The organism is Acinetobacter sp. AS167 (assembly GCF_037152175.1).
Classification (GTDB): Bacteria; Pseudomonadota; Gammaproteobacteria; order Pseudomonadales; family Moraxellaceae; genus Acinetobacter.
In genome coordinates this window covers 1-16406 of the sequence record NZ_JBBCMP010000019.1, presented here as the reverse complement: position 1 = coordinate 16406, position 16406 = coordinate 1, and the positions used below count along the sequence as shown (strand labels likewise).

Genomic DNA, 16406 nt, shown 5'->3' with positions numbered 1-16406 from the left:
TTGGTCGGGTTATGCTTTTATCATAAAGAATTTCTGATTAGACTGTGACGTGGTAGGCAGTATATAAATTTTCCTAAGGATTAGGATAATGAAAAAAAATAGAAAGCTAGGATGTATATCATTATTGATACTAAGTCCAGTTGCGATGGCAATGGAACCTATGGATGATCAAAGTCTTTCCCAAACAACAGGGCAAGATGGAATTAATGTTGGTATAAATCTGAGTAAGGTTCAACTGAATCAACTGTCAATCATTGATCGTGATGGATTTGGTTCGACTGTGAATGATGCCAATAAAGCATCCCTAGTTCTTGCGGGTAAAAGTGCAACTACTGTTGCTGACCAAAGCGTTAATATTACTTTTCTTGGGGCTTCAAATACCCCAACCATGAATATTGTCATGGACACAGATAGTGGAATAAGTGGTAAACCTTTTGCCAATATAGGAATGAGCTTTGCAAGCAATATTTCGGGTATTAAAGTTTCACCATTTGCACTTTACTTGGTTGGGGCGAATTCATCTTCTGGGCCTACAGGATCTCAATCTATTTTTACAGGAACCAGTGAAAAGTCAGATGTCATTAAATTTTTAAAAATGGACAACGGTTTTGATATTAACTTTACTGCAGCTAAACCATCGATTAATTTGCAGCTTGGAAATGCACCTCAAGGACGTATGATTGTATTTGGTGGGGCAATTCAATCAATTTGTGGTACGGGAACAGGCTGTGCTATTACACTTTTATCGGATGATAGTGATATTGGTGCAAATTTTAATTTCCAGTTAACAGGAACAGATAAAACCAATGGTTTTTCATTAAAAGGTTTCTATGCTGGTGTTGAACCAACAGGTTTTGTATTTGGTAATACAGGTGAATCGAGTAAGTTTGATCTTGGAATCAATCAGATGATTATGGGAACAAGTGGAGCAAGTGCAGCAGGAGCTTTTAATGGTTTGCAAAATGGCTCGATGGGGAACTTTGGGGCAATCGGGACATCCGTTACAGATTTAAAAGTAAAAATTAATGGGCTGTAATAATGTTTTATAAATAGTAAAGTATTAAAAAACCCGCATGCAGTGGGTTTTTTAATACTATTGAAAAAACTATTTTACTAATTTAGCCAATAACTCATCTTTACTTAGATTTATAGATTCTGCATCTCTACGACCTTTATATTCGAAAGTACCAGCATCTAAGCCTTTTTCACCAATGACAATACGGTGAGGAATACCCGTTAACTCTAAGTCAGAGAATTTAACGCCTGGACGTTCATTACGATCATCGAGTAAAACATCGTAGCCTGCAGCCTGTAATTCAGCATAAAGTATTTCAGCAGCCTCAAGTGTACGTGGAGATTTTTGAGCATTCATTGGAACAATTGCAACTTCAAAGGGTGCAATCGCAGATGGCCAAATAATACCTTTCTCATCAAAGTTTTGTTCTATTGCTGAAGCGACTACACGTGTTACACCAATCCCGTAACACCCCATCGTCACGACTAAAGGTTTGCCATCATCACCTAAAACTTTACAACCTAATGCTTCAGAATATTTTGTACCTAATTGGAAAATATGACCAACTTCAATACCTCGTTTAATTAAAATTGTTCCTTGACCATCTGGAGAGGGATCACCTTCAACCACATTACGTAAGTCAAAAACTTCTGTAAATTTTGCATCACGCTCCCAATTTATTCCAGTTGCATGTTTATCAACTTCATTGGCACCAGCAACAAAATCAGAAAGTACTGAGGCTGCACGGTCAACAATTACAGTTAAACCTTTATCTACGAGTCCTTGTGGACCACAGAATCCTGCGGTTAAACCTAGAGCATTCAGTTGAGCATCTGTTGCAAATGTTAAAGGTGCAGCAATGAGTGGATGCTTTTCAGCTTTAATTTCATTAAGCTCGTGGTCGCCACGTAAGAATAACGCGATAACTGGGACATGGCCCTTTTCATCAACAACACCTTGTACAAGTAAGGCTTTTACAGATTGAGCTGGATCTGTATTTAAAAATACAGAAACGTCAGCAATTGTTTTTTTATTTGGTGTATCTACAATTTTTAGATCTTGAGTTGGTTCAGCACGCTCACCAGTCAATACTGCTTCAGCCATTTCAACATTGGCCGCATAGTCCGATACTGTTGAAAAGGCGATATCGTCTTCGCCACTTGAAGCAAGTACATGAAACTCATGTGAACCTGAACCACCAATGGAGCCAGTGTCAGCTTGAACAGGGCGAAAATTTAAACCTAAGCGTGTGAAAATTCGGCAATATGTGTCATACATGACATCATAAGTTTCTTGTAATGAGGCTTGATCGACATGAAAAGAATAGGCATCTTTCATAATAAATTCACGAGAACGCATTACGCCGAAACGTGGACGAATTTCATCACGGAATTTAGTTTGAATTTGATAAAAATTCATCGGAAGTTGTTTATAACTTTTTAATTCATTACGAGCTAAATCTGTGATGACTTCCTCATGTGTAGGACCTAATACAAAATCATTGCTATGACGGTCTTTAAAACGCAGCAGTTCTGGACCATATTGTACATAACGACCAGATTCCTCCCATAGCGAAGCTGGTTGTGTTACGGGCATTAATGTTTCCAAAGAGCCTGCACGATTCATTTCCTCACGAACAATCGCTTCAACTTTATTGAGCACACGCACACCCATTGGCAGCCAAGTGTATAAACCTGAAGCCAATTTACGGATCATCCCAGCACGTAACATGAGCTGATGTGAAATGACTTCAGCATCATTTGGGGTTTCTCTTAACGTTGCAAATAAAAAGCGACTCGCGCGCATGGAAACTGTCCTAAAATTTTTAGATTTAAAAAAGGATTATACGATAAAAAAATACGATAAAAAAATAAGCTGAACATTTTTAATGATTGTTTAAATTGAAAACTTTATATTCTTACGCTATCGATGTGATCTGACTTTGCTTTTAACTTAAAAGCATCCAACATTGCGGGTGGCTGTTCTCAAAGTTTAGATTTTTTGTTAAGATTTCTTTAATAATAAAGCTGAAAAACTTTTAATTAAAAGGTGATTATTCAAGCTTTTTGAGACGGTTAATAATATCATCATAGTGTGTTTGTGTAGAGCGATAGTTGTTTTGTAGGTTTTCGATATAATTTTTTGTTTTTTCGATATTTTCTGAGTTGTATTTGATCCGATCTTTAAGTGTTACAGGGACGGTATTTCCTTTGCGATAATATTCCATTTCCTGTCGTTTAAGTATAATTCTTGCACTTTGAAGCTGTTTAAGTGTTTGGTTTTGGAGTGCTATTTGTTGTTTTAGACTGTTTAGAAGTTCATTTCTTTTGTTGATTGCAACAGATGAGTTGCCATAAGCACGCTTTAAACGTGCATCTTGTTCTAACTTACGTACTTCAGATGCGCGTGAAGTCGATTGTTGCAAATCTTTTTCGACATTATAAGCTTGGTTGCGTTTGATGACTTGCATATTGCGATCAAGTGCTTCATAACCATTTTTAATGTGTGCCGGTGTAACCGATGTGCTGATGTTAGCAACCCCATTTTTATCATAATACCTATACCATACTGCCTTAGCCGGAGGTGTATCAGCATAGACCGATAACGTGTAAATAAGTAAGCAAACTGAGAGCAAAATACTGAATATTTTTTTTATTTTTGAACCTAAATTTTGGTAATAGATTATTCTATCCATTTAAAGTCTGCCATCCCCAAAAAATCAATGTAAGTTATATGATTTTGAAACTATCTTTGGCCATTTTATGTGGTTACAAAATTTTAATAAACAATTAACTTCTAAAAAAAAGCATAATATTTTTTTTTATGTGAGCTTTGCTGTGTTTTACTGTTTGAAGTGAGATTTCCGACAAGAAATGCTCATTGATAAAGTGAGTTAATATATGTTAAAAAAACATGCTTAATTGTAAAAATAAATCTGTACAGCACAATTCATTCCAAGCTTACGGAAAGGGGCATTAAATGGACGATAAATTTCAAAATTTAAAAGTCATGGTGATCGATGATTCTAAAACTATTCGTCGTACTGCTGAAACATTATTACAAAGAGAAGGTTGTGAGGTTGTCACTGCTGTAGACGGTTTTGAAGCTTTATCTAAAATTGCTGAAGCAAATCCAGATATTGTTTTTGTCGATATCATGATGCCTCGTCTTGATGGCTATCAAACCTGCGCTTTGATTAAAAATTCTCAAAATTATCAAAATATTCCAGTCATCATGTTATCAAGTAAAGATGGCCTGTTTGATCAAGCAAAAGGTCGTGTTGTCGGTTCGGACGAATATTTAACAAAACCATTTAGTAAAGATGAACTATTAAATGCTATTCGCAATCATGTAACTGCTTAACGGTTAATTTGGGGGAAATAATGACAAAAATTTTAATAGTTGATGATTCACCGACAGAAATGTTTAGATTTAAAGAAATTCTAGCTAAACATGGATTCGAGGTGATTGAAGCGACCAATGGGGCAGATGGTATAACACTCGCGCAAGCTGAATTGCCTGATCTTGTTTTAATGGATGTTGTTATGCCAGGTGTAAATGGTTTCCAAGCGACTCGTCAGATCGCGCGCGGTGCGGCCACCAAGCATATTCCGATTGTGATTGTAAGTACTAAAGATCAAGAAACCGACCGCGTTTGGGGAAAACGTCAAGGGGCTTGTGACTACTTAACAAAGCCAATTGATGAGAATCAGCTGATCAATACGATTAAGCAACATCTACAAGCAGGGTAGTGTATGGCAGCAAATGGATTTATCGAATTACTTCGATTGTCTAAGCGAGGAAATAAAAATTACGCTGACAATGAAAATGAAGTAAACCGATGGTCAGGCATTGCATTTGAAATGATGGGGCAATATTTTGTTGCTCCTTTGGGTGAGGTTTCAGAAGTTATTTATCCGCCAAAATATACACCTGTTCCTAATGTTCAAGGTTGGGTGAAAGGTTTAGCAAATATTCGCGGACGATTATTATCAGTTTCTGATTTGGCTTTTTATTTAACGGGGCATAGAAGCCAATTTCTACCTACTCAAAAAGTCTTATGTATTAGTCATAATGACCACTATGTTGGGCTGATCGTAGATCAGGTTTTGGGGATTCAACATTTTAATAAAAAAGGTTTTTTTTCTAAAAACAATGAATTAGAAGAAAACCTTCAAACTTACTGTCAGGGATATTTTCAGCAGCATAATCAAGCTTGGAATATATTCTTATTTAGTCGTTTGTTAAATGATCCTCAATACATGAATGCATCAGAAAAATTTATAAACTAGCTTTGACGCCTAATTAAGAGTTAAGCGAATCGGGAGAAGCTGAATGGGCTTTAAACTAAAGAAGAAAAATACAGGGGATACTGCTCAAAAAAGTAGTTCAGGTGTAGTAACCAAAACCAAATCAAAAATTGATGAATTTGCAAAGTTGTTTGGGGAAAGCGACAAATCTAAGCCATTTATTCAAATGGCCATTGCCAGTATCATCGTTGCGATTATTTTGCTTTTGGTTTTATTCTATACAGTTCCTCGAAATAACGACTTAACTCGTAGTTTGGGTGAATTAAAACTTTTATCACAGACATTATCTCGTCAAGCAACTGAAGCGACGGCATCTGGTTCAGCAGAATCAATTAGTGCTTTAGTTACATCACAAAAGAAATTTAAAGAAAACTTAGATGTCGTCAAAGATATTCATGCGTCTTCAAAACAAGTAGAGGGTGTTGAAAAAATTTGGCAACAAGTTTCTGCTGATATCGACATGATCGCGACACATCAGAAAATTATTAACCAATTATATGATACCAACATTGCTGTTGCTGATGTGATTCCTGGGATGCAGGCTGAATATAACGCAATGGTTGACCAGATGGCTCGTGATAATATGCCAAGTACCCAGGTTGTCATCGCGAAGAACCAAGTATTTCTTGCGGAACGTATTTTACGTTCTATTGGTTCAGTACTAGGTGGTTCTGATAATACACGTGCTTCAGCTGACGACTTTAATGCGGATACCGAAACTTTTGGTACCTACTTAAATGCTCAATTAGATGGTAGTGCTGATTTAGGTGTAACACGTATTGATAAACCTGAACTACGCGAGTCTTTAGAGAGTATTAAAGCTGATTACAATGAAATTGTGCAACTTGCTTCGACTTCTGTATTGAAGAACTCGGATCAGATTTTTAAAGTACGTCAAGCATCGTCAGACATCTTTGCTCAATCGGATAATTTATTAAAAGGTTTGGATCGACTTTCAGTGAATACTGGTGTGGGTACGATTTTACCTGCATTGATTTTAATCCTTGCCCTCGTCGCATTTTTATTTGCAGTATTTAAACTACTCGGTTTACGTAGTGAGTCGGATAAAGTCCGTGTAACACGCTTACAAGATGAGTATGACCGTAACCAGAATGCGATTTTACGTTTACTTGATGAAATTGCCGATTTGGCAGATGGTGATTTAAGTTCGTATGCAACAGTATCGGAAGACTTTACGGGTGCTATTGCCGATTCGATTAACTTTGCGATTGACCAATTACGTGATCTGGTATCTCGAATTAACGATACTTCTCAAGAAGTTGCACAATATACTCAGAATACGCAACAGATTACTAACCAATTGGCTGAAGCCTCTGAGCATCAGGCTCAAGAGATTGCAGGGGCATCAACAGCGATTAATGAAATTGCACAGTCCATTGACCACGTATCTGCAAATGCGGCTGAATCAGCAGAAGTAGCACAGCGTTCAGTACAAATTGCATCCAATGGTGCAGATGTGGTAAACCGCTCAATCGAAGGTATGGATACCATTCGTGAACAGATTCAAGAAACTTCTAAGCGTATTAAACGTTTGGGTGAATCTTCTCAAGAGATTGGTAACATTGTATCGCTAATTAATGATATTGCCGACCAAACCAACATTCTGGCATTGAATGCAGCAATTCAGGCATCTATGGCTGGTGAAGCGGGACGTGGTTTCGCTGTGGTTGCGGATGAGGTACAGCGCCTTGCTGAACGTTCAGCATCTGCAACGAAACAGATTGAAACGCTGGTTAAAACCATTCAGACCGATACCAACGAAGCTGTAATTTCAATGGAACAAACCACATCGGAAGTTGTGCGTGGTGCGAACCTTGCAAAAGATGCGGGCGTTGCTTTGGGTGAAATTCAAACGGTATCAAGTAATTTGGCTGGTTTGATTGAAAGTATTTCTGAGTCGGCTAAATTGCAGTCTGCTTCAGCAGGTCATATTGCAAATACGATGAATGTCGTACAAGAAATTACTTCACAAACTACAGGGGCAACGTTTGATACAGCCCGTTCGGTTTCTGAATTGGCAAGTATGGCGGATTCATTACGTCAATCAGTTTCAGACTTTAAATTACCTGACTAAAACGATTGATACTTTATACGTGCAATATCTCCTGTAACAAGTGGGTATTGCACTGAATGGAAAGCCTTCTAAAGCCATTCAGATTGACTGTATTTTGAAAGGTTTTAGTCCCAAAGACGGGAACTAACATAGAAGCCTGAGCTATGAAAGAAATATTAAAACATTTAGTGGAACATGTCACTTTACCTGAAGATGAGTATCTTGGTCAGGATGATGAAATTTTAGAAATTTTTGTAGAAGAACTCGAAGAAATTTTTGAATTGTTACAAACGTCTCTTGATCGCTGGCAACTCGAAGAGTTTAAAGATACAGAATTGGTCAATATTCGCCGTTATTTTCATACTCTTAAAGGGTCTGGACGCATGGTGGGGGCTAAACGTTCTGGTGAGCTTGCTTGGACTGTTGAAGATACATTAAATCGTACTATTACGAAAAATCTGGAACTTACTGCTGAGATTCAACAATATGTACGCGCAGTATTTAATATTTATAAGTTTAAACTGTATTCAGAGTTTTTAAATAGAAAACCGCATCATTTAGCTTTAGCACCTTTGGTGTATTTGGGGCAACAATTACAACAGAAACAAAGCTTAGAACCTGCTTTAGGCGAGTTACTGGCATTATCAAATACACTAGATAATGAAAATGTCATTACGGGGTTGGAGATTGGCGAAGATACGGTAATAGCAGACCTAATCTCTATGACAACTCCGCATGTGATTGATCCAGTTGTAAGTGGTTCCTTAAATACTGTTGAAGATGTAGTGCTTGAATCGACGATTTTAGATGATAGTTTAACATCTGAAACCTTGGAGATTTTTGTCGAAGAGTCAGAGGAACATCTGGCGGCAATTAAAGACTTTTTGCACTTAGAAGAACATACGCCTGATCAATATAATCGCTTGATTCGTGCCTTACATACTTTGCGTGGTAGTTCTTCAATGGCGCATGTCAATGAGGTCTTTGAAGCAAGTGGTAAAGTAGAGCATTTATTTAAAGTATTGGTTCAAGAAGATACTGAATCTTCAAAAAATGAAAATGCTTTACTAACCTACTATGCTGAATTTGTCAGTGACTATCTCTATGTTTTAAAGCTGAAAGGTAATCAAGCCATTGAGCTGAAAACTATATATCAAAAATTTAATGATGCTTGGGAGCGTTATGATTTCCAACACCAATATCAGCATTCACAAACGGGGTTAGTCACACAATTAGTTGATCTGGAGATTGATCTACTGTTAGATGCCGAGTTTGAGTTTGATAAGCGAGCCCAAGTTGAATATCCAGCATATTTCCAACAGCTAACACAACAAGCACAGATGCTGATTGATCATACTAATAATCGTGCTGCACAAGGCATCCATGATTTTAGTCTGGCTTTAAAAGATGGCTATGAGCAAGTTATTCGCAAGCCTGATTTATTAAATACTGATTATGCTTTTGAAATGTTTTCTAAGGCGCATCAAGAATTTATTCATTTATTCGACACCTTGGCCTCAGGCCAACGGGTCAGCTTAAATGATTCAACACAAGCGATTCTGGCTGAGTTACATGACTATTTACACCAAGAAATAGACACAAGTATTGATGATCAGACTATTGAAACAAGTATAGAGCCGGAAATTGAGCAACAGTCAAGTACAGTATTCATTGAAGTAAATCCTGTTGAATCAGTGGGTAATTATGTACTGACACAAATTAATCTTGATAAACAGAATATTGACTCAGAGCATAGTCAGCGTGAATTTGATGCAGATGTCTTAGACATTTTTATTGAAGAAGCGGATGAGTTGTTGGTTGGGATGGATCATGACTTAAATACTTGGTCAAGCCATCCTGATGACACAACTGCATTAAATAATTTGATGCGTTATTTGCATACCTTAAAAGGTGGGGCAAATATGGTTCAAGCCACCTTTATTGGTTTGATTGCACATGAGTTAGAAACGATTTATGAACGAGTGATCAAAGGTCAGCTCAAAGCTGAACCACATCTTATTCAATCTATTCGTTTAATTCAGGATGATGTGGCAGATCGTATTCAATTGATTCGTGAAAAAGCAATCGATTATCCTGCGACTCACATTCTCAATGTTTTACAAAATATTGATCAGCAACGTCCGATTGACACGAGCCAAGCTTCAACAGCACTTGAATCGCAATTTACCCATGATTTATCAGATTTGCATGAAGTTGAATATATTGAAGATGAAATTGTTTTAACGAACGATCCAATATCGGAACAGCTTGAAATTGAACAATCTGATAAAGATCATCAATCAGCAATTAATGATCATCACTTGTTTGTAGATATTGATCAAGATCTGAATTTGGATCCTGTTGAAATGATTGCTCAAGAAACTTTTATTGAAGAGGCTCGAGAGCTGATTGATGAAGGTCTAAGCATTTTAACTCAATGGTTTGATCATCGAAGTAATCGTAGCTTCTTACTCCAATTACAACGTATTGCACACAGCTTAAAAGGTGGTGCGAAGATGGTGAAATTGGAAGAAGTCGCAGATATTGCTTATGAGTTGGAAAATGCATTTGAACAATTTGGTTTACATAATTTTAACTCAAATGTTTATGATGGCTTGCTGGAAAAAACCTTTCATTGGCTAGATACAGCTATTTTTAAACATGATTATGACAACTTTGAAAGCTTAAAATCGAGTTTAAATAGCATTGAATATGTTGATGTATCTGCACAGCTTCCAGAAAAATTATCCCGTACCAATTTAATTTTTGAGCAATCAATTAATGAGTTTGTTCAGGGGGATGGCACTGAGCCACCGTCAATGTTGGGTGAATGGGATCTTTCACAAAAAACTGAATCCAACAATGAGATGATCCGTATCTCTGCGGATTTAGTCGAAAAAATGATTGATCTTTCTGGTGAGAATGCAATTAACCGTTCACGTATTGAGATGGATCTAGGGCAGTTAGGTAATACCTTGACTGATATGGAGTTGGCAATCCAACGTTTGGCTGATCAGCTACGCCGAATGGAAGGCGAGTTGGAAAGTCAAATCATTGCAAAACATGGTGATTTAAGCTCTCGTTATGCCGATTTTGACCCTTTAGAAATGGATCAATATTCATCTCTAAATCAGTTATCAAAATCGCTGGCTGAATCTGCATCTGACTTGGTTGATTTTAAGACCACACTGGCTGAAAAGATTCGTGATACTGAAGGCTTATTGCTGCAGCAATCTCGTATTCAAGCTGAAATTCAGGAAAGCTTGATGCGTACTCGTCTTGTACCATTCTCAAGATTGTTACCTCGATTACAGCGCTTGGTTCGCCAGACCTCTTCAACAGTTAATAAGCCCACTGAGCTTTTAGTCAATAATACTGAAGGGGAATTGGACCGCAATATTCTGGAAAAGTTAGTTTCGCCGTTAGAACATATGCTACGTAATGCGATTGACCACGGGATAGAAGATGCCGAACAGCGTCAGAAATCTGGCAAAGCGTTGACAGGTCGAATTGATTTGAATATTAGTCGTCAAGGTACAGATGTGCTTGTATCGTTTAAAGATGATGGTAAAGGAATTGATCCAAAAGTTATTCGTGACAAAGCAATCGAAAAAGGGTTGATCAAAACTGATCAACAGTTAGAGCCTGAGGAAATACTTCAGTTTATTTTCCATCCTGGTTTCAGTACAGCACAGCAAGTAACACAAATCTCTGGTCGTGGTGTTGGCTTGGATGTCGTGCAAAGTGAAATTAAATCACTTGGTGGACAAGTGAGTGTCAGTTCTGAATTAGGTTACGGCTCAACCTTTACAATTACTGTACCCACAACAGTTGCGGTTAGTGATGCCTTGATGGTGAAAGTGGGTGATCAGCAATTTGCAGTGCCATTATCGCAAATTGATCGTATTGTTCGAATTTCTCCAGCTGCTTTGGAAGAGTATTTTGAAACTCAAAATGACTATTTTGACATCGATTTCCAGAGCTATAAACTACGTTATTTAGGTGAGTTCACAGCGAGTCAAGTCACTCCACGTTTACACGGGCTTGCACATTCATTACCGGTATTGCTGATCAAGGGAAGCTTAGGGCAATCCATTGCCATTCTTGTCGATCAATTAATTGGTTCACGCTCACAAATTGTGGTCAAACCAATTGGTAAGCAGTTTGCAACAATCAATGCGATTGCAGGTGCAACCATTCTTGGTGATGGGCAGGTTTGTTTGATTCTTGATGGGCAAAATATTGCACGACAGGTTCAGGCATCTACTCGTAGTAGTGCTGAACATCTTCAACAGGACAAACAACGTCATCGTGATCAACGCCGTTTGATTATGATTGTGGATGACTCAGTTACAGTTCGTAAGGTCACTTCACGTTTGCTAGAGCGTCAAGGTTTCGATGTGATTACTGCCAAAGATGGCGTGGATGCGATTGAGCAACTTGAAAATGTCAAACCAGACTTGATGTTGCTGGATATTGAAATGCCTCGAATGGATGGCTTTGAAGTCACAAATTTGGTTCGCCACCATGAAATTCACCGCGATTTGCCTATTATTATGATTACGTCACGAACAGGGGAAAAACATCGTGAACGTGCATTTAGCTTAGGGGTGACAAATTATATGGGTAAACCATTCCAAGAAGCTGATTTATTGGAAAATATTGATGCTTTGTTGACGGTTAAATAGGAGCACTCATGATAAAGAATATCGAAAAATCTTCCATTGATAAAATTAGCACACGAGAATTACAGCACTTAATTACGGTGTCTACTGGATTTATTGATGCATATATTGTTGATTGTTATGATAAAGCACCGATGTTGTTACCACAAAATGTGGTGCTTTCTGCTCAGAATAGTCCGACCTATGTTAATGTCGTAGAATGGCATGAAAAGAAGTTACCGACTTTTAGTGTGAATGATCCTAAAAAGACACTGGGTGTCGCATTGATCATTGAAGGGGAAGACGCAGATGAGCGTTTTGCCTTGATGTGCAATGAAATGCCAAGTTCGATACGGTTACGTATTTCTGAAGTAGTCGATGCAGAGGATACAGTTAAAGATAAAACTATTTTACAGTATGTGAAAATTGGTGATCAGACTTATCATGTGCCAGATCTAGATCAAATTCAGTTACAGATTGGGATAAAGAAGACTTAATCTGTCATAACTCCAAAGAATATCAATAAAAAGGACGCGTTTGCGTCCTTTTTATTGATTGAAAATTATAAAACTTAAGCAAGTAATTCGACTAAGATTTGTTCGTAGATCTCAGCTAATGGCTCTAATTCATCAATGTTTACATGTTCATTAATTTGGTGAATAGTTGCATTCAAAACACCTAACTCTAGCACTTGAGCACCTGTAGGCGCAATAAAACGTCCATCAGAAGTACCACCACTGGTTGATAGTTTGGTCTCTGTTCCTGTCACGTTCTTAATTGCAGTTTGTGCAGCATTGACCAACTCGCCAACTGGAGTTAAAAACGGCAAACCTGATAAAGTCCATTCAATATCATGTTCAACATTATGAAGATTTAGAATTTCAACAACGCGTCGTTTAAGCTGATCCGCAGTAACTTCAGTAGAATAACGGAAGTTAAAGGTTACTGTCATGCTGCCAGGTACAACATTGGTTGCTCCAGTACCTGCTTGAATATTGGAAATCTGAAAAGAAGTTGCTGGGAAATACTCATTGCCATTGTCCCAAACAGTATCACATAATTCAGATAAGGCTTTTGATGCAGTATGAATTGGGTTAATGGCTAAATGTGGATAGGCAACATGACCTTGCTTACCTTTTACAGTTAATACTGCATTTAATGAGCCACGACGACCATTTTTTACTATATCCCCCAACGTATCTGTACTTGAAGGCTCACCTACCAGACACCATGTCATTTTTTCATTACGTGCTTCTAAAGTTTCAACTACTTTAACCGTACCATTGATAGAAGGGCCTTCTTCATCAGAAGTAATTAAAAAAGCAATAGAACCTTTATGGTTGGGATGATTTTTCACAAAACGTTCTGATGCAACCACCATTGCGGCCAATGCTGTTTTCATATCAGCACTACCACGACCATAAAGTTTACCATCTCGAATTTCAGGTAAGAATGGATCAGACTCCCATGCATCTAGATGCCCTGTAGGTACCACATCGGTATGACCTGCAAAACAGAAAACTGGAGATGCTGTTCCGCGTCTTGCCCAAAGATTATCAACATCCTCAAAACGCATATTTTCAATATTAAAGCCGATAGCAGATAGACGATCTGCCATAATGGTTTGGCAAGTGTGATCTATAGGTGTCACAGAAGGCTGGCGAAGAAGTTGTAAACTCAGTTCTAAAGTATCCGAATGATTCATGGACATTGATCAAGTAAGTAAATTGAATAATATAATAGAGGAAGATAAAACCGAATGAAAACCTAAAAACGAGAGAAAGTAGAAAACTATTTAAATCAGCATTAAAAAAGCCTTATCTAATTAGATAAGGCTCATGTTGTAGAATAAAATTGAGAATTACAATTTATTTTCAACTTTTTCTGCAGAATTCGATACAGCATCCCCCGCTTTAGAGACATCCTTGCCAACACCTTTAAATGTGTTGCAACCAGCTAAAACAAAAGCGAATAACATTGAAACTGCTAAAATTTTTTTCATTACTATCTCCGTGTTTCACGCGTTAATTAGAATTTTAGTATACGAGTATCTCGTAAATATATCGTTATGCTTTTATGAGTGAATTCGTTAATCCATGTATAAGAAACGTGAATAATTAAGCATTTATGTCAAAAGAAAATACCAGAGGGGGCTTGGCGGTACATATAAAATTGTAGGGTACTTGTGTTGTGATATAAGCCATTACACCACCATTGTGCAACAGGTGAGCTTTGCTCTAGATCTGGACAAATCCATTCATGCCGCTGTAACCGATAATACCCTGTTTCAATATGATGACCCCACTGTCCCAATCGATGTTGAGTATTGATCCATGAGGGAAGTACAGTAAGGTCTGCAAGATTTGGCAAATAAAGTTGTCCTTTCATTATAGCCAGCCTCTTTTCAATTTTAAAATCTAAAGCCTGTGTAAATTGAAATTGTTTTTTTGAGAAATGATTAAGTTTTCGTAAAAGAGTGTCACTACGGTTTAGACCATACCAATGCATTAATTGTAAGTTTGATTCGCCTAAATAGTACTTTAAAGCAACTTCCCAATGCTCGATCTGTTTTGTGGCCTGATTACGAACAAGGAAATCAATTTCGCCTAATGTATTCTTTGCTTCAATGATTTGGATACTATGCTGAATGAGTTGATAATGTTGATTGGCTTCATCTTGCAACCAGAACCAAAATAAATATTCAAAACGTAACCCTAAACGTGTACTTTTGAGTTGTTGCAAAAATTCAATGAGTGGGGTGGGGTCGTGATCGAGTTGATCTAAGCGCGTTTGAAAATCTATATATTGTTGTTGCCAAAACGCTGTGTCGTGTACTTCAAAACGATTTTTAATTTCTAATTCATCAGGCAGATGCTGAATAATATTGGGACTGGCAATGCAAAAAGCCAATTGACGAACAATAGGGTGTTTGTACTTTAACCAAGGCTCAAAGTAGTCTGTCATTGTATGCTGTCCTAAGCTGAGGACTCACTCAGTTTATTTTTAAAGAAAAGGTTTTTAGTGTATTGAGATTCAAGCAAATAAGTAGATATAGATGCAAGCTCAATTTGACTGTATTGGAAATGATGAACATCGTGATTTTAAAATACAATGATTTCAATTGATTTAAAATATACTGGCAAAATCATTTGGGCGGTATACTAGTCGAATGGGCAGATTGAGTTAATCTATGAAAGTTTTGTTTTGGCGAACATTGGTGATTGTTTTTATTGTACTCGGGTTTATCGGGGCAATATTACCGGGAATGCCAACGACAGTTTTCCTCATCTTGGCAGCTTGGGCGGCATCAAAAGGTTGGCCACAGGTGGATGCTTGGTTACTCAATCATCCCAAATATGGTGCAACGCTTCGTGCATGGCGTGAAAATGGCACAGTACCACGTAAAGCAAAGTGGATCGCCAGTATTATGATGTTGATCAGTGGGGTGATTATGTTATTCACCAATGCGCCATTGGCTGTGAAAATTTTTACCGATGTGACCATGTTAATTGTGGCTATCTGGCTTTGGTTACGTCCTGAACCAAAACTTACTATAAAAAATCTGAATGAAGTGGATAAATCCGAATAGCCTTTATTCGGTATTTTTAATCACTGAAAATCTTATTAAGTCTAGATGAAATGAATAATACGATTAAAATAGTGATTAAATGATCAGCTAAATTTATTTAAATACAGGTTTTAAAACTTTATAAATAGATAAATAATAAACAAAAAACACCAATTAAAACAAAAATGATCTATTTTTTAATCACTCAAACCTAAAATAGGTAAAACATCGAGAAAAGCGTTTGACACTCAGTAAAGATTCTCTATAATGCACCTCACAAACGATGAAGTCGTTAGGGCGCTTAGCTCAGTTGGTAGAGCGTCTGCCTTACAAGCAGAATGTCGGCGGTTCGATCCCGTCAGCGCCCACCAAGCTTTAACGTTGAATTTTTTAGTGCAGCGGTAGTTCAGTTGGTTAGAATATCGGCCTGTCACGCCGAGGGTCGCGGGTTCGAGTCCCGTCCGCTGCGCCACTTAAATTCAATCATCGTATGTGTAGCAATTTTATTGTTAAAAGTGCAGCGGTAGTTCAGTTGGTTAGAATATCGGCCTGTCACGCCGAGGGTCGCGGGTTCGAGTCCCGTCCGCTGCGCCACTTTACAATGATTTTGTAGTAAGATGTAATACCTAATTAGAATTTAAATAGTTTTTTATTTTTCTAGTTTAGGGCGCTTAGCTCAGTTGGTAGAGCGTCTGCCTTACAAGCAGAATGTCGGCGGTTCGATCCCGTCAGCGCCCACCATATACAACGCAGCGGTAGTTCAGTTGGTTAGAAT

At 37.7% G+C, this 16406-nt stretch carries 13 protein-coding genes and 4 tRNA genes; 12 read left to right on the top strand and 5 right to left on the bottom strand.

Going from position 1 to position 16406, the window contains the following annotated elements:
* The first annotated feature begins 88 nt into the window (after window positions 1–88).
* Window positions 89–1036: a DUF6160 family protein gene (locus tag WFN33_RS19345; RefSeq protein WP_336954661.1), complete on the top strand. Its 948-nt coding sequence runs from the start codon at window positions 89–91 to the stop codon at window positions 1034–1036.
* A gap of 69 nt (window positions 1037–1105) precedes the next feature.
* Here WFN33_RS19345 and WFN33_RS19340 read toward each other — a convergent pair whose 3' ends face one another.
* Together WFN33_RS19340 and WFN33_RS19335 are read right to left on the bottom strand one after the other, a co-directional pair.
* On the bottom strand, window positions 1106–2821 hold the full coding sequence (locus WFN33_RS19340; protein ID WP_336954659.1) for a proline--tRNA ligase: 1716 nt from the start codon (window positions 2819–2821) through the stop codon (window positions 1106–1108).
* Window positions 2822–3068: 247 nt separating this feature from the next.
* Window positions 3069–3710: a hypothetical protein gene (locus WFN33_RS19335; protein WP_336954658.1), complete on the bottom strand. Its 642-nt coding sequence runs from the start codon at window positions 3708–3710 to the stop codon at window positions 3069–3071.
* Between the two features lie 284 nt (window positions 3711–3994).
* Between WFN33_RS19335 and pilG the strand changes: the two genes are divergently transcribed.
* From pilG to WFN33_RS19305, 6 genes are all read left to right on the top strand, one after another.
* Window positions 3995–4378, top strand: a complete 384-nt coding sequence (pilG, locus tag WFN33_RS19330) for a twitching motility response regulator PilG (protein WP_004723803.1) — start codon at window positions 3995–3997, stop codon at window positions 4376–4378.
* Between the two features lie 20 nt (window positions 4379–4398).
* Entirely contained in the window at window positions 4399–4767 is a 369-nt protein-coding gene (locus WFN33_RS19325) for a response regulator (protein WP_336954657.1), read from the top strand.
* Window positions 4768–4770: 3 nt separating this feature from the next.
* Entirely contained in the window at window positions 4771–5307 is a 537-nt protein-coding gene (locus WFN33_RS19320; RefSeq protein WP_336954656.1) for a chemotaxis protein CheW, read from the top strand.
* Between the two features lie 43 nt (window positions 5308–5350).
* Window positions 5351–7420 carry a methyl-accepting chemotaxis protein gene (locus tag WFN33_RS19315; protein WP_336954655.1) on the top strand — a complete coding sequence of 690 codons (2070 nt, stop codon included), beginning with the start codon at window positions 5351–5353 and terminating at the stop codon, window positions 7418–7420.
* 143 nt (window positions 7421–7563) lie between these two features.
* Window positions 7564–12087 carry a hybrid sensor histidine kinase/response regulator gene (locus WFN33_RS19310; protein WP_336954653.1) on the top strand — a complete coding sequence of 1508 codons (4524 nt, stop codon included), beginning with the start codon at window positions 7564–7566 and terminating at the stop codon, window positions 12085–12087.
* An 8-nt stretch (window positions 12088–12095) separates the two neighbouring features.
* Window positions 12096–12560, top strand: a complete 465-nt coding sequence (locus WFN33_RS19305; protein ID WP_336954651.1) for a hypothetical protein — start codon at window positions 12096–12098, stop codon at window positions 12558–12560.
* Between the two features lie 74 nt (window positions 12561–12634).
* Here WFN33_RS19305 and dapE read toward each other — a convergent pair whose 3' ends face one another.
* The 3 genes from dapE to WFN33_RS19290 form a co-directional block, all read right to left on the bottom strand.
* The gene (dapE, locus tag WFN33_RS19300; protein ID WP_336954650.1) at window positions 12635–13768 is read right to left on the bottom strand and encodes a succinyl-diaminopimelate desuccinylase; all 1134 of its coding nucleotides are present in this window, start codon (window positions 13766–13768) and stop codon (window positions 12635–12637) included.
* Window positions 13769–13924: 156 nt separating this feature from the next.
* Window positions 13925–14065: an entericidin A/B family lipoprotein gene (locus WFN33_RS19295; RefSeq protein ID WP_336954649.1), complete on the bottom strand. Its 141-nt coding sequence runs from the start codon at window positions 14063–14065 to the stop codon at window positions 13925–13927.
* A gap of 128 nt (window positions 14066–14193) precedes the next feature.
* Complete coding sequence (locus WFN33_RS19290) at window positions 14194–15027, bottom strand: DUF1853 family protein (protein WP_336954647.1); 834 nt, start codon at window positions 15025–15027, stop codon at window positions 14194–14196.
* Window positions 15028–15253: 226 nt separating this feature from the next.
* Here WFN33_RS19290 and WFN33_RS19285 point away from each other — a divergent pair, with 226 nt between their 5' ends.
* From WFN33_RS19285 to WFN33_RS19265, 5 genes are all read left to right on the top strand, one after another.
* Window positions 15254–15652 (top strand): YbaN family protein, encoded by a 399-nt coding sequence (locus WFN33_RS19285; protein ID WP_336954645.1) that lies wholly within the window; start codon window positions 15254–15256, stop codon window positions 15650–15652.
* Window positions 15653–15926: 274 nt separating this feature from the next.
* Window positions 15927–16002, top strand: a tRNA-Val gene (locus WFN33_RS19280).
* A gap of 24 nt (window positions 16003–16026) precedes the next feature.
* Window positions 16027–16103: transfer RNA gene (locus WFN33_RS19275), tRNA-Asp, on the top strand.
* Window positions 16104–16148: 45 nt separating this feature from the next.
* Window positions 16149–16225, top strand: a tRNA-Asp gene (locus WFN33_RS19270).
* Window positions 16226–16296: 71 nt separating this feature from the next.
* Window positions 16297–16372: transfer RNA gene (locus tag WFN33_RS19265), tRNA-Val, on the top strand.
* The last annotated feature ends 34 nt before the right edge of the window (window positions 16373–16406 follow it).